Here is a 17449-nt window from a genome sequence, read left to right as displayed (position 1 = left end):
TCATCCCTCGCCTTTTTTGTCATGACGGACCGACCCACTCCGGCGCTCACGCGCATGCTTCGCGCTGCTCTCGTTCTCGCCCTTCTCTGCGCTTCGTCGTCGACGGTGCAGGCACAGATCGCCGTCCGATCCTCCCTCGTCGACGATCGTCACGTGGAGGCGGGCACGATGTATCGCGGGACGGTTGTTCTGGAAAACCTGACGGGCGAGCCGCAGCAGGCCCGGCTGACGGTGCAGGACTACCGGTTCAGCGCGGACGGCCAGAACCAGTTTGACGAGCCGGGATCCCACGCACGATCGAATGCACCCTGGATCGAACTCCGTCCCCGGATCTTGACGCTGCCTCCGCGGGAAAAAGTCGAGGTCAGCTACGAGGTGCAGGTCCCGGGTGTGGATGCGTCCGGACAGACGCTCCGCGGGACGTACTGGAGCGTGGTCATGGTGGAGCCGGTGCTTGCCGGGTCTGCCGAGGCAACGCTGCCGGGCACGGAGGAGCAGCACGAGTTCGGCGTCCGGCAGGTCACCCGGTTCGGGGTGCAGGTCGCCACCCATATCCGCACCGCGGACAATGGGGGAACGGCCGATGATGCCGGATCCGCGGTCTCCGTGGCGGGGGCCGAGCTTGCGGAGGGAAAGGACGCCCCGACGCTGGTCGTGGACGTGGCCAACGAAGGCACGTCGCTCCACCGCCCGTACCTGCAACTGGAGGTCTACGACAGCGAGGGCGCGGTCGTCAGCCGGACGAAGTCTATGCCCACGCGCCTGTACCCCAGCACGTCCACGCGCCACCGGCTCGGGCTCGATGCGCTTCCGTCCGGTCAGTACGAAGCGCTCGTCATCGTGCACGCCGGGGACGAACGGGTGGTCGGCGCGCAGTACACGCTGAACCTGTAATCGCTCCTCCGCGGGCCCGCGCCACCCCATTTCCTCTCGTTGCTCGATGCACTCTCTTCCATCCAAAACGGCATTTTTCCGGACTTTCTGCGCCCGCGTACGTGGGCCACGTTCCCGGATCGCGTGGGCCTTGACGGCGATCCTTCTTAGCCTGGCGGTTACAGCCGCACTGGGCTCGGTCGCGTCGGCAGCCCCATCCGGGGATGGGCCGGACCACCCGGTCGTGGCGGAAGCCGCTACGGAGGAGGCGATCCGGGTTGACCCGGGTGAGGTCGCGACGGCGGTCTTCCGCCTGCGGAACGACAGCGACCGCGAGCGCCGGGTTCGGCTGGAGCTGGATCTGCCGACGGGATGGTCCGTCATCACCCGGCTGTCCGACGTATCCATTCCGGCGTCATCGGTCATAACCCGTCTCGTGAGCGTCTCGGTTCCACCGCGGGCTTCCCGGGGTCAGTACGACATCGGCCTGCGCGTTGTCGACGTCGCAGCGACGTCGACATCCGGGTCATCCGGGTCATCCGGCGCCCCGGTGGCCAGCGCCGCCGTGATGGTCGGGGTCGTTCAAAAGATTCAGCTTCAGGTATTGAATGCGCCGCGAACGGTGCAGGCGGGAGCGCAGTTCGACACGGAGTTTGCGATTTCGAGCCGAAGCAACGTACCCGTGGAGGTCGACCTCCGGGCGCGGAGCAACCGGCTGTTTCCGGTCGACACGCGTCCCCGTCAATTGCGCCTTCAGCCCGGCGAAACCGTGCCGGTTGTGGTGTCCACGACCACCGAGCGATCCCCGTCGTCGTTTCAGCACCGTCTCCTTCTGCAGGCGCATCTTCGCGGGGAAAAGGGCTCCGGCCATGCCGCCTCCTCCGTTGAGGCGCGCACCGAGGTCGTCCCCGTGCACGGCAGCGCCGTCGGCGACCGCCCGACCTATCCACTTGTTGCCCGGCTTCAAACCGTCGGGGATGCAACGCAGACCGGTCAGATCGTGGAGGTGGAGGGAGAGGGCGCCGTGAGCGGCGACGATGCGCACCGCGTGGAGGTCCTTGCCCGGGTGCCGACGGAGCAGCAGATCTCGGGTTTCGGACGGCGAGACCGGTTCGAGGCGTCCTACGCCGGTCCCGTGCTCGAAGCGCGCGTCGGCGATCAGGTTTACGGTCGCACGCCCCTGACCGAGCGGGGGCGTCTGGGGCGCGGAGCGGGCGCGGACGTTCAGATCGGCCGGTGGACCGTGGGTGGATACGGCCTACATACCCGGTACGGCCAGCCGGATGAGCAGTACGGAGCGTCTCTGGGCGCGAGCTTCGGAAGCGTCGACCTTGTGTCCGCCGTCGTGCAGAATCAGGGCGGGACGGAGGGAACCGTCGGAAGCATGCAGGCGACGGTGCCCGTGTGGCAGGATGCCCGCCTGACGGGCGAAGTGGCGGCCGGGCGGGGACCGGGGGGCGACGGGTTCAGCTACCGCGGCGTGCTGGAAGGGGAGCACCGCTGGGGAAGCTATCACGTTCGCCACCTGCAGGCCGATGCCGAGATCCCGAGCACGACGCGAGACGTGCAGCAAACGTCTGCTCGCGCCGTCGTTCGCGTCGGCCAGCAGGTTACATTCGATGCCGTGTATCGCTACAATCGCCGCGGCTGGGGGACGTGGACGGCTCTCGAGTCCCGATCCCGGTACGGTCGAGCCGGGGCGCGGTGGTCGACCGCGGCCGGAGCCACCGGATGGGGCGCCAGCCTGTATGCCGTGAACCGCCTGTTCGGCTTCACGGAGAGAACCTATGCGGAGGGCGAAGTGAGCGCGCGTCGCGGTCGTGTTTCCGCACGGGTCAAAGGGCGGGCGGGTCGCGTCACGGTCCCGGGATCGGTCGGACCGTATCGCGGGCTCGACGCCCGCCTTTCCTTTCGCACGGGGGCTGTGTCCGTCAGCGGCGGCGCGTCGGCCGTCCAGTCCGTGCAGCCTTTCACCGGTGAACAGGTCTCCGGAGTTGACCTCCAGGCGTCCTCCGGGATTCGATTCAGCAAGCAGACCGCTCTGTACCTCGACGGGCAATGGACCGACGTCCGAAACGATCGCGGCTATCAGGTGGCGTCTCTGCGCTTCGAGCACACCTTTCCCTTCGGTCACGTCCTTTCCGCGGATGCGCGGCGAAGCTGGTTTTCGGCGACCGGTGCCGGGCCGTGGGATGAGGTGCCGACGTACCGGGTGTCGTACGCTGTTCCGGTCGGGGTGCCCGTCGCGCGGGAATCCAATACCACCGGCGTCCGGGGCCGGGTCGTCGACACGGAAACGGGCGCGGGCGTCGAGCGGGCACTGGTTAGGCTCGGAGGGGAGGAACGGTTCACGGACGAGCAGGGGCGGTTCACTCTCCCCGCCTCGGCCGGACGCGGGACGTACCTCTACGTCGACCGGGCGAGCATCGGCTTGAACCGGGTCCCGCTGGTCGATGTGCCGGTGGATGTTCGCGGTGCCCCCCGGCAAGAGCCGATCCTGATTCCCGTCGCGAGAAGCGCACAACTTGTCGCGCAGGTGATTCGCTACGAGCACGAGAACCTGAAGGCCGCCGTGGAGGGGCGCGAGCCCGTCGCTACCGGCGGACTCGAGCAAACTGTCGTAGAGGTGCGAAGCGGCTCGCGGCGTCATCGCCGCCTGACCGACGGGGCGGGGCACGGGCACTTCGGGGACTTGCAACCCGGTACGTGGACGGTCGAGGTGGCCGGGGACGCTCTTGGCGACGGGTTTGAGCCGGAAACAGACGCGTACGAAATCGACCTGTCGCCCGGATCAGTCGACACGCTCACCATTCGCGTGGTGCCGTCTCCGACGACCGGCCGCGCCACGGGGAACGGGGAGGATGGCGGCGGGACCGGCAATGCCGTGCTATCGCTTCGATCGACCTCGGCGTCGTCCAGTCGTCGCACCCTGTCCCTGTCATCCGCCGAGGGTGATGATGCGCCGCCCCCCTCGGCTGAGACGGTGGGGACGGGCCGGCACGTCGTGCAGGAAGACGAATGGCTGGCCGTTCTGGCGCGTCGGTATTATAACGACCTGAATATGTGGCCGCGCATATGGCTTGCCAATCGCGACCGGCTGTCGAACCCGGACTCCGTCGAGGTTGGCGTGGCACTTCGTATTCCAACCCTGGAAGATCGATTCGACGATCGTCCCGACGGTTTGCATCGCCTTCTTCAGCAGCATCGGAACGGCGGACGGTCGGTTGCCGAGGCAACGAGAGATGGTGGAGCGTCCCGGACGCACCGGGTGGAGTCGGCCGAGTGGCTGGCGCGCCTGTCCCGGACATATTACGGCACACTCTACTGCTGGCCGGTGATCTGGGAAGCCAACCGGCAGATCCTCGAAACCCCGGACCGCGTCCAGCCGGGAACCGTGCTCGAGATCCCCCCGGCCGCGGAGTGCACGCACGCCGCCGACCGGAGGTAGTGCTGGCCTGCGCCATTTCGCACAACCGACCGTGCGCTGACGCACACCGCCGGGTCGTCCAGACCGGATTCGGGCGCGCTGGGACGGGTCCGTCTGCCGGTACGATGATTGAAATGACCTCCGTTCGGCGTTGAGTGTGCAGGGTGGTCCCGTCCGGATCTGGCACTCAGGTCATTACGACAGCAGCCTTCCGTGCTCGATGCCCAAGGGGCCACCGCCTCATGATCGAATGAGGTATTGGCGGAAGCGAAACTTTAGCCACGGGAGCCATGCTGTTCAACTACTTGATAACCTCCGTCCGCGCGATTCGTCGACACGCGGGGTACGCAGCCATTAACGTCTTCGGACTCGCAATTGGCATTGCAGTGTGCCTCGTCATCGCCATGTTCATTCGCTATGAGCAGAGCTATGACGACTTCCACGCGAACAGCGACCGGATCGTGCGCATCGTAAGCGACTGGGGGGATTTCAGCGTGCCGGCGACAAGCTGGCCGCTCGTCCGTTCCTTCGAAACCGACTTTCCGGAGATTTCGGTCGCCCGGGTCTACCCGACGGAGGCGGTCTTTGGTCACGACGGACGGCGCTTCTCCGGTGATCGCGTCTTGGCGGTAACGCCCAGTTTCTTCGATATTTTCTCCTTTCCGCTTCTGCGCGGGGAAGCGGATGCGCCTCTCGAGAAGCCATATACGGTTGCAATCACGCCATCTGCCGCTGGCCGGTACTTCGGCGACGAGGATCCGATCGGGAAGACGGTTCGAGTAAACGGAGCCTTCGACGTGGAGGTGACGTCCATTGTGGCAGAGCCGCCGACAACGTCGCATTTGGATTTCGACGTACTGGTTTCATGGGAGACCCTGCGGGCGCAGTTCAACTACGACGCGCTGTACACCGAGAGCTGGGGTGCCAATGGGATTTACACGTATCTTTTGCTGCCACACGGTACCGCTGCAGCAGACATAGAGGCCGAATTGCCGGCACTCATCGAGCGCCATGCTGGTGACGACTGGAATGGTGCGACTCTCCATCTTCAGCCGCTCACGTCGATTCATCTGCATTCGAATCACAACATGGAGTTGCAGGCGAACGGCTCCGCAGGTGTTCTGCGCGTCTTCGGGTTGATCGGCCTGCTGGTTCTGCTGCTTGCCTGCGTCAACTTCATGAACCTGGCGACCGCGCGGGCGACTGAGCGTGCGACGGAAGTCGGCGTGCGCAAGACCATTGGCGCAAGACGGGAGCAGCTTGTCGGGCAGTTCTTCGCAGAGTCACTTGTTATGGCAGGGCTGGCCGTTCTCGTTGCTCTTCTTATCGCCTCAGCGGCACTCCCCGTTCTCCGGGCCGTGGCCGATGTGCCGATCTACGCCCGGGACATCGTGGCACCGAACACGATTGCAATGCTTGTGGGCATCGGTGTCGCATCGGGGTTACTGGCTGGAAGTTATCCGGCGATCTATCTTTCTCACTTTCAACCGTCGACGGTACTGCGTGGAATGGCCGACCGAGCACCAACGGCCGGAAAACTCCGCCGTGGACTCGTCGTCTTCCAGTTTGCCGTATCGACGGTTCTCCTTGTTGGAACCGTCGTCGCCTACCTGCAGCTGGGGCATCTGCGTTCGGCACCGCTCGGGTTCGATTCACAGCAGGTGGTGACCGTCCCCGCTCAGAATGAGTCGACCACCGCTGGGTTCGCCTCGTTTCGTGATGAACTCAAAGCGTCGCCGCACATCTCCCACGCCAGCATCGGCTCCACGGATCTGCCAAGTGAACTGCTCGACGGAAATGGGTATGGATTTGCCGATGCCGGGCTTCCAGAGGACTCACTCGGAAGTTTACGGACGGTGAGCGTGGGCCACGACTTTTTCGAAACTCTCGGCGTCCAGGTTGTGGCGGGGCGCACGTTCGATCGGGACCGCCTGACCGACACCTCCGCCTACGTGGTCAACGAGGCCGCCCTTCGTCGCATGCAGATAGCGTTGCCGGAGGTCAACTCGCCCGCCGAAGCGGTCGGGCGGCGTGTTCAGGCCTGGGGGGATTATCCAGTCGCGTTCGGTTCCCTCATCGGCGTCGTTGAAGACTTTCACATGGCCACGCTGCGCGAGACGGTCGAGCCCATCATCTTCTACGTACGACCGGATACCTACGACACATTCTATCTGCGTATTGATGGCGCGGCCGCCGACGCTGCAATCGAGGATGTACGGACTGCGTGGAACCGGCACTACAGCGAGTGGCCGTTTGAGTACGCGTTCGCCGACCAGCGTTTCAATGCGTCGTATCGTTCAGATCAGCGGATGGGGGTTCTGTTCGCCACCTTCAGCGGCCTTGCGATCATCATCGCGTGTCTCGGTCTTTTGGGCCTTGCCGCCTTTACCGCGCGCCAGCGGACAAAGGAGATCGGGATTCGGAAAGCGCTGGGAGCCACGGGCTCACAAATCGTCAGTCTCCTGACGCGAGAGTTTGCGCAACTTGTGGCGATTGCGGTGGTCGTGGCAATCCCTGTTGCATACGTCGTCATGAATCAGTGGTTGGACACGTTCGCGTCCCGCATCTCGCTCGGACTTGGGGTTTTCCTGATCGCCGCCACGGTCGCGCTTGTGACGGCCATAGGTACGGTGAGCCTACAGGCCGTACGTGCTGCCCAGACCGATCCCGGCCGAGCCCTGCGGACGGATTAATGCAAACCTGTTTGTCTGAGCGTGTCACGATGGGACGGTTGTTAGGTTTGTATGTCTCTACGTGTGTAGGTGGAGTTGCATCCGGGAGGGGACCGATCAACCCAGAACCCAGAACGCAGAACCCTGAACCTTGAACCCTGAATCCTGAACCAGTCCCCCCTGAACTTCTCCTTATCCTGTAACCCCGGATCCCCATAAGCACGTCTAAGGGGGTGAAGTGAGCAGGCATCTCACGTATACGCGGTCTCGTCATGATCCCCTCAATGCAGCATCACCGTACCACCCGCAAGAAATCCTTCGTCCACGGCCTGGCGCCGTCCGAGGACCTTTTCCCCATTCCGAACTGGACGCCGGTCGACCGAGCGATTCGCCGGGCGCGCTGGCAGCGTCTCCGGTCGGAGCGCGCGAGCCGGTCCGGCGTGCGTCAGGTTCTGGGCCTGGTCGGTGCAATCCTCGTTCTGGTCCTGGGCATCTCCGCCTCGATCGGTCCGACGTGGCATCCGCTCGAGCAGGCGCAGGCGACGCAGCAGGCAGCCTTCTTTGCGCAGGAAGCCGAGCGCGCCGAGGCAGCCGCCGCAGCCGCGCCCGTCCGGGCCAACGCCGACACCACCATCCCCGGCGCCTGAACGCTGAGCTCTGAACTCACTCCCAGCGCGAAGTCCGGATGCAATCGAACCGGCCGGTTGACGGGGCGGAACCCATCGTGCTTATTGATGCGTGTAAAGATGTCCTATCGGACGTACCTCCCGCCCGGGACTCCCTCACCAACGTAACGCCTCATGCCTGGCACGCCGGTAAACACCAAGACGGACAACGAGCGCGAGCTGAACTTTTGGGAGAATCTGTATTTCCCCGAACTGTTCAAGGGGCTTGGCTTTTCGCTCAACAAGATCACCGACGAGCCGACGTACACGCTCCAGTATCCGGAAGAGCAGTGGTACCCGCCGGATAGCTACCGCGGGCGCCCGGTGCTCGTCGAAGAAAACGGTCGTCCCCGCTGCGTCTCCTGTAACCTCTGCGCACGGGCCTGTCCGCCCCTCGCGATCTCGATGCAGTCGCACGAGGTCGACAACGTCAAGGAGCGCGAGCCGGAGTGGTTCGAGATTAACATGCTCCGTTGCATCTACTGCGGCTTCTGTGAAGAGGTGTGCCCGGAGGAGGCCATCATCATGTCGAAAGAGTACGACATGACGTTTCAGAGTCGCGACGAGGCCATCTTCGGTCTGGATCGCCTCCTGAAGCCGAAAGAGCAGATGCAGGACCGGCTTGAGTACCTGGATCAGTACAAGAACCGCCAGTTCGGCCAGCAGTGGGACTTCCAGCAGGACAATAATCTCCACAGCGTGAAAGACCAGCACTTCCTGGACTGGCTCGCCGATGAGGGGATGAAAGGCCTCGAAAACACGCACCTCCGGGAGGATCCGAAGGCATCCAGTGGCGAGCAGTCGTGGGGCTCGCAGCGCGAAGAACCCGCATTCAGCGAGCACGCGCCGGAGTAGTCCACGAACACACACGGCCTTTTTTGGAACGAATCCTCCCCCCTGAATGACGGATGCTCCCTCTCGGAACGGCGCCGATGACGTCACCGATCTGCGCGCCGTTCCCGAGGACCAGCGCGACGATCTTCGCGAGGCGCTCCTGGACCAGGTCGAATACCTGATCGATGAGGTCGAGGCCCTGCGGACGGTCGCCGGAACGGTCCCCGATGCCGTACAGTCCGGTCGCCCGACCGCCGAGGACCTGTCGATGAAAGAGTTGTATGCGGTGATTGCAGAGCTCGATCGAACGGAGCGGACGGGGTGGGTCCACCGTATCCGCGACGAAGATACGCCGGAACTGACCGGCGCAAACGTCGAAGCATCGGTCCGGAATGGAGACTGGAACGACCGGCCCCTCGACGAAGTGCTGGATGCGGTTCAGGACGCCCGCCGCCACCTTCACGATCTCCTGTCCGGTCTGGACGATGAGACGTGGATGGCGGAGGCCGTGATGGATGATGAGAAAATTACGCTGTTCGAGCTCGTCCATCGATTCGCGAGCGCCGACTTCCAGCGACTCCGAAATCTCGGATATCGCCTTCACGACGCGGACCTGAGTGATCGAGGGGAGGAGTAGGGACAGCAGTGTGTCTCCTTTTTTGGATCGCCGAGCCGGGCGTCGCATTCCGCATTTCGAATCCCGCATTTCGCCATGGCAAAAAAGACTGGTCTCTCATTCGAAGACCTGGCCACGGCGTTTCGCCATCAAAACTTTAAGCCCCTCTACTTCCTTTTCGGGGACGAGGGGTTTCTGATTGACGAGCTTCAAGACCTGCTGATCGAGCACGCGCTGGAGCCGTCGCAGCACGACTTCAACCTCGACATCGTCTACGGCTCCGACACCGAGGCGTCTCAGGTGATCGGGCTGTGTCAGGGCTACCCGGCCATGGCGCCGCGTCGCGTGGTGATCGTGCGCGAGTTCGAGAAGCTGGAGAACAACCGCCAGTTCAAGAACTACGCGGACGAGCCCAATCCGCAGGCCGTTGTCTTTCTCGCCTGCACGACGAAGCCGAACCTGTCCGCCCACCCTTACCGGGCGCTGAAGAAGAGGGCGGCATGGTCGCACTTCAAGCCGCTGTACGACAACCAGATGCCGGGGTGGATCAAGAAATACGTCCGCGGGCAGGGGTACGACATCGAGCCGCAGGCCGTCCAGATGCTGGCCGATTACGTAGGTACCGACCTCCAGACCGCAGCGAGCGAAGTGGAAAAGCTGATCACGTTCGCCGGCGAGCGAGACACGCTGACGGCCAACGACGTGCTGGATGCGAGCGGGCAGACGCGCGAGTTCAACGTCTTCGAGCTCCAGAGCGCGATCGGGGAGGGGAAATATGGAGACGCGATCCAGATCACCCACCGGATCCTGCAACAGGCGTCGAACCCGCACAGCGAGGCGATCATGATCGTTGCGGTGTTAAACGCCTACATCGACAAGCTCTGGAAGCTGCAGATGCCACAGGCGCAGCGGATGTCGAAGCACAAGCTGGCCGGGCACATCGGCGTGAGTCCCTACTTCGTGCAGGAGTACAAGCAGGCAGCGCGCCGCTACTCCATGCGCAAGGTGCAGGATGCTCACGCAGCGCTTCTGGCTGCCGACTACGAGCTGAAGGGCGGGTCGAGTCGTGAGCCCCGATTGATTCTCACGCTGCTCGTCCGACGCCTGCTTCCGCAGCGCGTTGCTGCCCGGTAGTCGGTGATGTCCCACCGCCGCGGCTCCCGTCAAATCCGATCGTCCGCCCGGATCCCGGGGCATACGAGGCTCGTAGCATCAGGCGATTTGCGATCGTGTACTGACCGATGCAGGTCCGGACGGGATTGCTAAACGGATGGATGTTTAGAAACATAACACCTGAGCAGTCATACCCGCAGTAGTCGCAGACGACGTCGCTTCCACGGGCGCGATCTGCGCACGGACGCACGCTGCACACCGCCCCGGTCACGCTCGTTCAGTGTTGGCCGGAAGGCACACGCAGCGGCCCTGTGGTTTTGACTCGGCCGATGCCCCGTCATGAATGATCACGCATCTCTTCCCCCCCGGGACGGCGACGACGCCTCCTACGCATGGCTGGATGAATGGCTATGCGAGTACGTCGACGGGACGATGGATCCGTCGCTTGAGGCGGTCTTTGAGACGTACGTCGAAGCCAACCCGGACCTGAAAGCGCACATCGAGCAGCTGAACGAGACCCGCGAAATGCTCGGTCATAGCGGGAAACCGGCGCCACCCTCCCGAGCGAAGCGACGTCGCGTATGCAACCGGGTTCAATCCCGGGTCTGTAGAAAGGTGGAGTGCGACATGCTGCGCCAGCAGTCGTCCTTCACCGACTTGGTCCGCGATCACTCGGGCGCCGCTCTCGGCATCGCATCGTCCATGGCCGTTGCGCTCGTGGTGGGCATCTTCACTGGTGCCCTCCTCTTCGGCGCCGAAGCCGATCCGGCTGCCCGCACCGCCGTCTCCACTGCCCGGTCCGCCGTGTCTGCATCCGGCCCGTCCGGTGCAACGCAGTCCCTCACGTCCCCGTCCGTCACAGCATTAATCCCGGCGTCACAGGCGCCGATGAGCACGCCGGACCCGTCAGCGGCGATGACCTTTCTGGGCTCCAACGGACGCGCCGGTACGACCTACGACTTTTCCACGGTCGAGGCGGAGACAACCCCGGTGCCTGATCGAGAGCCGGTGTCCGCCACCCCGGCAGGGGAGGCGCCTCTTCTGGCCGACGACGGGGCAACGTTCGACGGGCTGACGCTTCCCCTCGATGGCTCCGAACTTCTCCTCGGCACCGAGCAGGGGATGACACCATGGCCCGGTCCGGCCCCGGCCGACGGGTCCCCGTCGAACACGCTCCCATACGCCGTTGCGGGCTGGTCGACCATCTCGTTTTTTCCGGCGGCTCCGCGACCGTCGGCGACCCGGCAGGGGGACGCGCCAACGTCCGGCACCGTGCTTTCCTCCCGGCACCCGTAGTTTCGTTGCCGCGTGCACGTGCGGCTATACACATTCGCGGCTTCTTGACGCGTGTTGGTCGCTCGTGTGGATCCTGTATCCTGTACCGTCGTTGCAGCCAATCGATTTGCCGATGCTCCCGACCGCGGAGCGTTCACATTCGGGCTCTTAGCTCAGTGGTTTAGAGCGCTCGCCTCACACGCGAGAGGTCCCTGGTTCAAATCCAGGAGGGCCCACCATCTCATCCAGGCTTCTGTCCTTCATCGGGTAGGAGCCTTTTTGTTATGCCGGCTGGTTTGTTCTCCGCATGCCGGTCCAGGTCGGGGGGTGCCTCCAGAGGGGAGATCGGTCGTTAACGGAAGCGAACTCATGGTTAAAGCGCTCGATCGCTGGACATGATTTCGATGTCATGCTGGAGGTCTGCAAGCCCCACAAACCGACGGATAATCCGTAAATTGAGCGATTCAACGGAAACGTCGACGACTAGATGGCGACAAGAATCCTCGATCGGCATCTCCCGAACTGGCGACATGCGCGCGAACAACTAAATGCCGAGCCCCTCGCGCACGAGGACTGGACGTATTGATCGCGTTAGAGCTGCCTGCGAGAAATGAAGATATCCTACACTTTTTGGATGCCTACGGCTTGGGTGTGTCGCTCTCCTGAGGGGTCTCGGTCTCGAGCGCTTTACTCCATTGTTTGGAGAGGACAAAAGCCCGGAGGACATCATTTATCCGCGTCTGGTAGCCCGATCCCTTCTGCTTGAAGAACTCGATGATGTCCTCGTCGAGACGTATTGTGATCCGCTGTTTTTCCACAGATGGATTGACGACCTGAGCTTTCTGAAACCAGTCGGCATCCAGGAGCTCGGAATCTGGGTCGCTCTCGACCGCCGCTTCAATCTCCTCGTCAGAGACGCTCTCCAAACGCTCCCAGTCCGTTCTGCTCTCCCGATCATCAAGATCCTCGGGGGAAACGCGCGTAATATCGTTTTCGCTCATTGGTGTTAGCTTGTCTGGCTGAGATGATTCGGTACGCACCCTGGCGAATCGTGTACACAACGACAGCGAGAGGTCCCGACCAATGATATGGCCTCACGCTTGACGGTTGGAGCGGTCCCACAGCGACAAACCGCTCTTCCTCCATGTCCGGACGGGAAACGGGATAGGACAGATGCTCTCCTAACGGAATACGCGTAGCGTCCACGAAATCTACGCCATGCTTTTCAATATTCGATGTTCGCTTTTCCTCGTTCCATTCGAAATCCACGGGGTACTCGTATCTACGAAGATCATATTGGTACCGGCCACGGGGCTGTTCGGTCTTGAATTATGGCATGCACGAACGTGCATACATAAAGTCTCAGAGCGGCACTCCCAGCTTTATGGAGGCCGGCAATCCACATGCAAGTACCGCCCGACTCTCGGATCTACGTCTGCGACGAGCCTCACGGGGTTCATTTCGGACGGACGAAGGCACGGTCTCCTGTCGGGTAGAACTCGGCTATCGGGGAGAGATCGCGTATCGGCTGGAGGTGGCGTGATCACGCAATCGTTATCCCGGAGCGTTGCATGACGTCGGGTTCTCTCGTATCATTGACATCCGATATCGGCAACCGATAATGGGACAGCAGCCCGACACGCCCGTGCTTCGAAGCGTCCACCTCGCGTTCATGCGCCTGCATGTGCTCTACCATGCGGTCGAAGACCCGTTCTACGGTGCGGCGATGATGGAGGAACTCCGGCGACACGGCTACGAGATCAGCGCCGGCACCTTCTACCCGCTTCTCCACCGCATGGAAGACAACGGCCTGCTCGAGCATACAGAACGGGTGGTTGACGGCAAACAGCGGAAGTACTACGCCGCAACGGAAGCTGGCCGGGAGGCCCTCGACGCGCTCCGACCCCGCCTCGCCGAGCTGACCGGCGAACTGCTGGACGGGGACGGTCCGACGTCCCTGCCGGACCCGCCGGGCGAGCGCGCCTAAACCCCCAACGACACGCCCTCAGACACCTCCCCGGTGCGTCCGGCCATCACCCAGACGCGCGCCGGCACCGGACCGAACGACGCCGCTCCCGACCTCACATCACAACTTCCCACGACTGAATGCCAGACGACGCGGCCCCCAAACGTCTTACCCGTGAGCTTGGCACCTTTGGAGCCGTCATGATGGGGCTCGGCTCGATCGTCGGCACAGGTGTCTTTGTCAGTATCGGCATCGCGGCCGGGATTGCCGGTCCGGCGGTCATTATTGCGGTTGCCCTTGGCGCCATGGTCGCGACCTTCAACGGGCTCTCCAGCGCGCAGCTCGCCGCCAACCACGCCGTGTCCGGCGGCACCTACGAATACGGCTACGAATTCCTGAGCCCGGCCTTCGGGTTCACGGCCGGATGGATGTACCTCATCGCGAAGAGCGCGTCCGCGGCGACGGCTGCGCTGGGGTTCTCCGGCTATCTTCTCGGCGCCATCGGCGTGAACATGGACGTCTGGCTCGTGCCCGTCGCCGTCCTGGCCGTCGTCGTGCTGACGGCCGTCGTGTACTCCGGTCTCCGGCGGTCCAACATCACCAATATCATCGTCGTCTCGATCACGCTGGCCGCTCTGGGCCTCTTCGTGGTTGCCGGGTCGCCGACCGCGTTCTCCGACGGACTGAACGGGTTCGCCAACTTCTTCCAGGCCCCCGAAACGGGGGGCGGCTGGCGCGCCGTCTTGTATGCGTCCGCGCTGATGTTCGTCGCCTATACAGGCTATGGCCGCATCGCGACGCTGGGAGAGGAAGTGCGATCCCCGCGGACCACCATCCCCCGCGCCATTATCGTGACGCTGCTCGTTACGATGACGCTGTACATCGCCGTCGCCGTCGTGGGCGTCGGAGCCATCGGTGCCGATGGATTGAGTGAGGCAACAGCCAACCAGGCCGCCCCGCTTGAGGTGGCTGCCCGCGCGTTCGATATCCCGGGCGTGTCTCAGGTGGTTGCCTTCGGCGCGATCACGGCGATGCTCGGAGTACTTCTGAACCTGATCCTGGGGCTCTCCCGCGTTCTTCTCGCCATGGGACGCCGCGCGGACATGCCGCGGATCTTCGGGCGGATCAACGAGGAAGGGACCACGCCCGGGCCGGCGGTCCTCATGATGGGAGCCGTCATCGCCGGGCTGGCGTTGATCGGAGATGTCCGCGTCACCTGGTCGTTCAGCGCCTTCACGGTCCTCGTCTACTACGCGATCACGAACCTGGCCGCGCTCTACATTTCCGCGGACAACCGACTCTTTCCCGCCTGGGTGAGCGTCGCGGGCCTCGTGAGCTGTGGATCGCTTGCCTTCTTCGTCGAGCCGCTATACTGGAGCGTCGGGCTTGGACTCATCGCAGCCGGCCTCCTCTGGCATCTGCTGGCGCGACGGATTCGGGCAAAAGGGTAAGACCTTCGCTCGGGCCTGGGAAGGTACAATACGGTCCAGGGCGACCTCACCGACCTTGCGTCCACGCGGAAAAGAAGCGCAGGAGCCATTCCTTTTGTACCGTAGCGCCGGGCGGTCTCCTCCACCGAATGGCCCGAAACACGCCGGGGCGACGGAGGGCGAACAAGACGCACGTCACGATTCCTGCGCAGGAAGAGCGATCAGGTAAAAGGCAGCGCCCTGCGGGTCGGCGACCGGAGCCATCCGTCCCGCCTGCGTGTCGAACGGTTCGTGATGCAGTGCGCCGCCGAGCGACTGTAGCTGCTCGATGCTCTGCTCGATGTTTTCGACAGCGAAGTACACCATCCAGTGCGGCGGCATGTCGGCCCATTCCTCGTTCATTTCCAGAATGCCGCCGTTCGGCCGTCCCTCGTTTTGAATAATTAGATACGGCGACGGTGCGTCGGGATTGTCCTCGTAGGTCCACCCGAAGAGGTCGTCGAAGAACGTGCGTGCCGATTCCAGGTCGCGTGTGTTGAGTTCATTCCAGCAGAAGGAGCCGGGTTCGTTCACGCGTTCGGCGCCGTGATGAGTACCGTCCTGCCATAGTCCGACGGTAGCGCCTGTGGGGCCCTGGATATACGCCAACCAGCCGGCGTCCATTACCTCCATAGGCGGGACGACGATGGCGGCCCCGAGTGATTCAGCCTGTTCGACCGCATCGTGGACGTCGTCTACGTGCACGTAGCTATTCCACGCGGGTGGACGTCCGCCCTCGCGCATGTCGCTGCTCATCTCGCCGATGCCTGCAACCACGGCGCCCTCGCGGTGAAACATGCCATAGGGCGGACCGTCGTCGGTGTCCTGCATCTCGAGCGTCCATTCGAACAGGTCGCCGTAGAAGGCGGCTGCCGCGCTCATGTCGTGGGCGACGAGGTCGACCCAGCAGAACTGGCCGTGAACGTAGCGGGACGTGCGGGTCGCTTCCATGGTTCTGATATAGGTTTTCGTGAAAGGATGAGGGGACGTCGACGCATGCGTGCCTACCGTAGCCGTTCGAGTCGGCCTTTGCGTCGCACGATGTTCTTGTAATCCCACTGCACATCCCGGGCTTCGGCCAGCCAGCGTCTCAGTTCCCTCGTGTTAACCTGTTCAATCATCGTGTAGCGGATTTCTGCGGCTTTGAAGCTCCCCTGGTCGGACAACCCAGGCGTCGCAAACGACTGTCCACTCCAGAATAGCAGGCGGACACTGTCTTTCAACATATTGTAGCCGACAACCGGATTGCCATCCAGAAACCAGACCGGGTGCGCGTGCCAGATCTTGTTCTCCGCCTCCGGCAATAAACGATCGATCTCACACGCCAGAAGGTCGCAGATGTCCTGCTCCTCCGGTCGTCGCGATCGATTGTACGCCCTCGTTTCCGGGTGCATCGGTCGTCCGTTTGCGTGAAGGTCGAGGGGACGCCCGTCCGCACCGTCCGTGCAACGCCCGTTCAGTATCGGAATGCCCGGATGCCGGTGAAGAAGGTTCCTGGCGGGTTTTCGGGTGCGAATCAGGCGCACCTCGCTGTCTCCGGCAGGGAGACGATGCTCGACGTTCAACGGCTCGGTGGATGACGAGCGCGATCGATGATCGTCGCAAAATGATTCGATAACCGATGCGTCATGGTCTCGTAACCGGCCAATCGAACGCGATCCATAGCTTCCGGTGTGTATGTCATCTCCCGACCAGGGCAGGTATCAATCATGATCAATCGCTTCGACCACGCCCGGCCCGTCTCCGGGGCCGTCTTTGTCATCACCTTCCTCGTCTGGGCATGGGCGCCGGGTATCGTCCTCGGGCAGTCCGGCAGCGGAACGGTAAGCGGCGTGGTATCCGATGCCACCACCGGTAATCATCTTCCGGGCGCCAATGTCCTGATTCTCGGGACCTCCCGCGGTGCCGCGACGGACGTTGACGGCGAATACGCAATTCCAAACGTACCTGCCGGGTCGTATCGTCTGCGTGTTTCATACATCGGCTATGAGCCCGTAACGCGCGAGATCACGGTGGATGGTGATACGGGCGTCGACGTCGCGCTGTCGGTTTCGCAGTTGCGTACGGAAGGGGTTGTCGTCCTCGGCAGCCGTGCGCAGGGGCAGGCGAAAGCGCTCAGCCAGCAGAAGAACGCTGCGAATATCACAAACGTCGTCGCGGCAGACCAGATCGGGCAGTTCCCGGACGCGACAGCACCGGATGCGCTGCAGCGTGTGCCGGGAATCGGTGTGCAGCGCGATCAGGGTGAAGGTCGTTTCATCCAGATCCGTGGCGGGGCGCCGCAACTGACGACCGTGACGTTCAACGGCGAGCGGATTCCGTCGCCGGAAGGGGACGTGCGGCAAATTGCGCTTGACGCCGTTCCGACGAGCATCCTTCAATCGATCGAAGTCTCGAAGGCAATTACGCCCGACATGGATGCGGATGCCATTGGCGGGGCCGTTAATCTCGTCACGCGACGGGCGCCGTCCACAGCCACGTTCAGCGTCGAAGCAGCGGGCGGATTTGCACCCATTCGTGAACAGGGCTCCGGCAAGGG

Annotated in this window: 15 protein-coding genes and 1 tRNA gene; 12 read left to right on the top strand and 4 right to left on the bottom strand. The window is 63.2% G+C overall.

Translation table 11 applies throughout. The annotated features are described in order from the left end of the window. The first annotated feature begins 21 nt into the window (after positions 1-21). The 9 genes from ACFCU0_RS13300 to ACFCU0_RS13260 all read left to right on the top strand — a co-directional run bounded on the left by ACFCU0_RS13300 (position 22) and on the right by ACFCU0_RS13260 (position 11714). A complete protein-coding gene (locus tag ACFCU0_RS13300) occupies positions 22-894 on the top strand; it encodes a hypothetical protein (RefSeq protein ID WP_434974165.1) in 873 nt (290 codons plus the stop codon). 130 nt (positions 895-1024) lie between these two features. Further along, entirely contained in the window at positions 1025-4321 is a 3297-nt protein-coding gene (locus ACFCU0_RS13295; RefSeq protein ID WP_434974164.1) for a hypothetical protein, read from the top strand. A 269-nt stretch (positions 4322-4590) separates the two neighbouring features. Then, positions 4591-6993 (top strand): ABC transporter permease, encoded by a 2403-nt coding sequence (locus tag ACFCU0_RS13290; protein WP_434974163.1) that lies wholly within the window; start codon positions 4591-4593, stop codon positions 6991-6993. A gap of 251 nt (positions 6994-7244) precedes the next feature. After that, the gene (locus ACFCU0_RS13285; protein WP_434974162.1) at positions 7245-7619 is read left to right on the top strand and encodes a hypothetical protein; all 375 of its coding nucleotides are present in this window, start codon (positions 7245-7247) and stop codon (positions 7617-7619) included. Positions 7620-7772: 153 nt separating this feature from the next. Then, positions 7773-8492, top strand: a complete 720-nt coding sequence (locus ACFCU0_RS13280; RefSeq protein ID WP_434974161.1) for a NuoI/complex I 23 kDa subunit family protein — start codon at positions 7773-7775, stop codon at positions 8490-8492. 46 nt (positions 8493-8538) lie between these two features. Beyond that, a complete protein-coding gene (locus ACFCU0_RS13275) occupies positions 8539-9108 on the top strand; it encodes a DinB family protein (RefSeq protein WP_434974160.1) in 570 nt (189 codons plus the stop codon). Positions 9109-9183: 75 nt separating this feature from the next. Beyond that, complete coding sequence (gene holA, locus ACFCU0_RS13270) at positions 9184-10221, top strand: DNA polymerase III subunit delta (protein ID WP_434974159.1); 1038 nt, start codon at positions 9184-9186, stop codon at positions 10219-10221. Between the two features lie 318 nt (positions 10222-10539). After that, entirely contained in the window at positions 10540-11496 is a 957-nt protein-coding gene (locus tag ACFCU0_RS13265; RefSeq protein ID WP_434974158.1) for a hypothetical protein, read from the top strand. A gap of 141 nt (positions 11497-11637) precedes the next feature. Beyond that, positions 11638-11714 (top strand) — tRNA-Val (locus tag ACFCU0_RS13260). Between the two features lie 399 nt (positions 11715-12113). Here the strand turns inward: ACFCU0_RS13260 and ACFCU0_RS13255 are convergent. Next, positions 12114-12476, bottom strand: coding sequence for a BrnA antitoxin family protein (locus ACFCU0_RS13255; RefSeq protein ID WP_434974157.1), 363 nt, complete (start codon positions 12474-12476; stop codon positions 12114-12116). Next, entirely contained in the window at positions 12433-12681 is a 249-nt protein-coding gene (locus tag ACFCU0_RS13250) for a BrnT family toxin (protein ID WP_434974176.1), read from the bottom strand. Before ACFCU0_RS13250 ends, ACFCU0_RS13255 begins: the two co-directional genes overlap by 44 nt. Before the next feature lie 415 nt (positions 12682-13096). Here ACFCU0_RS13250 and ACFCU0_RS13245 point away from each other — a divergent pair, with 415 nt between their 5' ends. Beyond that, positions 13097-13462, top strand: coding sequence for a PadR family transcriptional regulator (locus ACFCU0_RS13245; protein WP_434974156.1), 366 nt, complete (start codon positions 13097-13099; stop codon positions 13460-13462). 119 nt (positions 13463-13581) lie between these two features. Further along, positions 13582-14892 (top strand): APC family permease, encoded by a 1311-nt coding sequence (locus ACFCU0_RS13240; RefSeq protein ID WP_434974155.1) that lies wholly within the window; start codon positions 13582-13584, stop codon positions 14890-14892. Positions 14893-15066: 174 nt separating this feature from the next. Here the strand turns inward: ACFCU0_RS13240 and ACFCU0_RS13235 are convergent, their stop codons facing one another. Both ACFCU0_RS13235 and ACFCU0_RS13230 read right to left on the bottom strand, forming a co-directional pair. Next, positions 15067-15861 carry a VOC family protein gene (locus ACFCU0_RS13235; protein WP_434974154.1) on the bottom strand — a complete coding sequence of 265 codons (795 nt, stop codon included), beginning with the start codon at positions 15859-15861 and terminating at the stop codon, positions 15067-15069. A 53-nt stretch (positions 15862-15914) separates the two neighbouring features. Then, complete coding sequence (locus ACFCU0_RS13230) at positions 15915-16304, bottom strand: DUF1801 domain-containing protein (protein WP_434974153.1); 390 nt, start codon at positions 16302-16304, stop codon at positions 15915-15917. 315 nt (positions 16305-16619) lie between these two features. Between ACFCU0_RS13230 and ACFCU0_RS13225 the strand changes: the two genes are divergently transcribed. Beyond that, positions 16620-17449, top strand: an 830-nt coding sequence (locus ACFCU0_RS13225; protein WP_434974152.1) for a carboxypeptidase-like regulatory domain-containing protein, incomplete at its 3' end; no start/stop codon positions are given.

It is taken from the genome of Longibacter sp., from assembly GCF_051155795.1.
Taxonomy (GTDB): domain Bacteria; phylum Bacteroidota; class Rhodothermia; order Rhodothermales; family Salinibacteraceae; genus Longibacter.
Note: the sequence above shows the minus strand (reverse complement) of the source record. Positions and strands in the feature narration are given on the sequence as shown.

Bases quoted from the DNA above. Each gene is read 5' to 3' on its own strand.
- ACFCU0_RS13235 (WP_434974154.1), bottom strand. From the start codon at position 15,861: ATGGAAGCGACCCGCACGTCCCGCTACGTTCACGGCCAGTTCTGCTGG.
- holA (WP_434974159.1), top strand. From the start codon at position 9,184: ATGGCAAAAAAGACTGGTCTCTCATTCGAAGACCTGGCCACGGCGTTT.
- ACFCU0_RS13300 (WP_434974165.1), top strand. From the start codon at position 22: ATGACGGACCGACCCACTCCGGCGCTCACGCGCATGCTTCGCGCTGCT.
- ACFCU0_RS13285 (WP_434974162.1), top strand. From the start codon at position 7,245: ATGATCCCCTCAATGCAGCATCACCGTACCACCCGCAAGAAATCCTTC.
- ACFCU0_RS13245 (WP_434974156.1), top strand. From the start codon at position 13,097: ATGGGACAGCAGCCCGACACGCCCGTGCTTCGAAGCGTCCACCTCGCG.
- ACFCU0_RS13255 (WP_434974157.1), bottom strand. From the start codon at position 12,476: ATGAGCGAAAACGATATTACGCGCGTTTCCCCCGAGGATCTTGATGAT.
- ACFCU0_RS13275 (WP_434974160.1), top strand. From the start codon at position 8,539: ATGACGGATGCTCCCTCTCGGAACGGCGCCGATGACGTCACCGATCTG.
- ACFCU0_RS13265 (WP_434974158.1), top strand. From the start codon at position 10,540: ATGAATGATCACGCATCTCTTCCCCCCCGGGACGGCGACGACGCCTCC.
- ACFCU0_RS13280 (WP_434974161.1), top strand. From the start codon at position 7,773: ATGCCTGGCACGCCGGTAAACACCAAGACGGACAACGAGCGCGAGCTG.
- ACFCU0_RS13230 (WP_434974153.1), bottom strand. From the start codon at position 16,304: ATGCACCCGGAAACGAGGGCGTACAATCGATCGCGACGACCGGAGGAG.
- ACFCU0_RS13240 (WP_434974155.1), top strand. From the start codon at position 13,582: ATGCCAGACGACGCGGCCCCCAAACGTCTTACCCGTGAGCTTGGCACC.
- ACFCU0_RS13290 (WP_434974163.1), top strand. From the start codon at position 4,591: ATGCTGTTCAACTACTTGATAACCTCCGTCCGCGCGATTCGTCGACAC.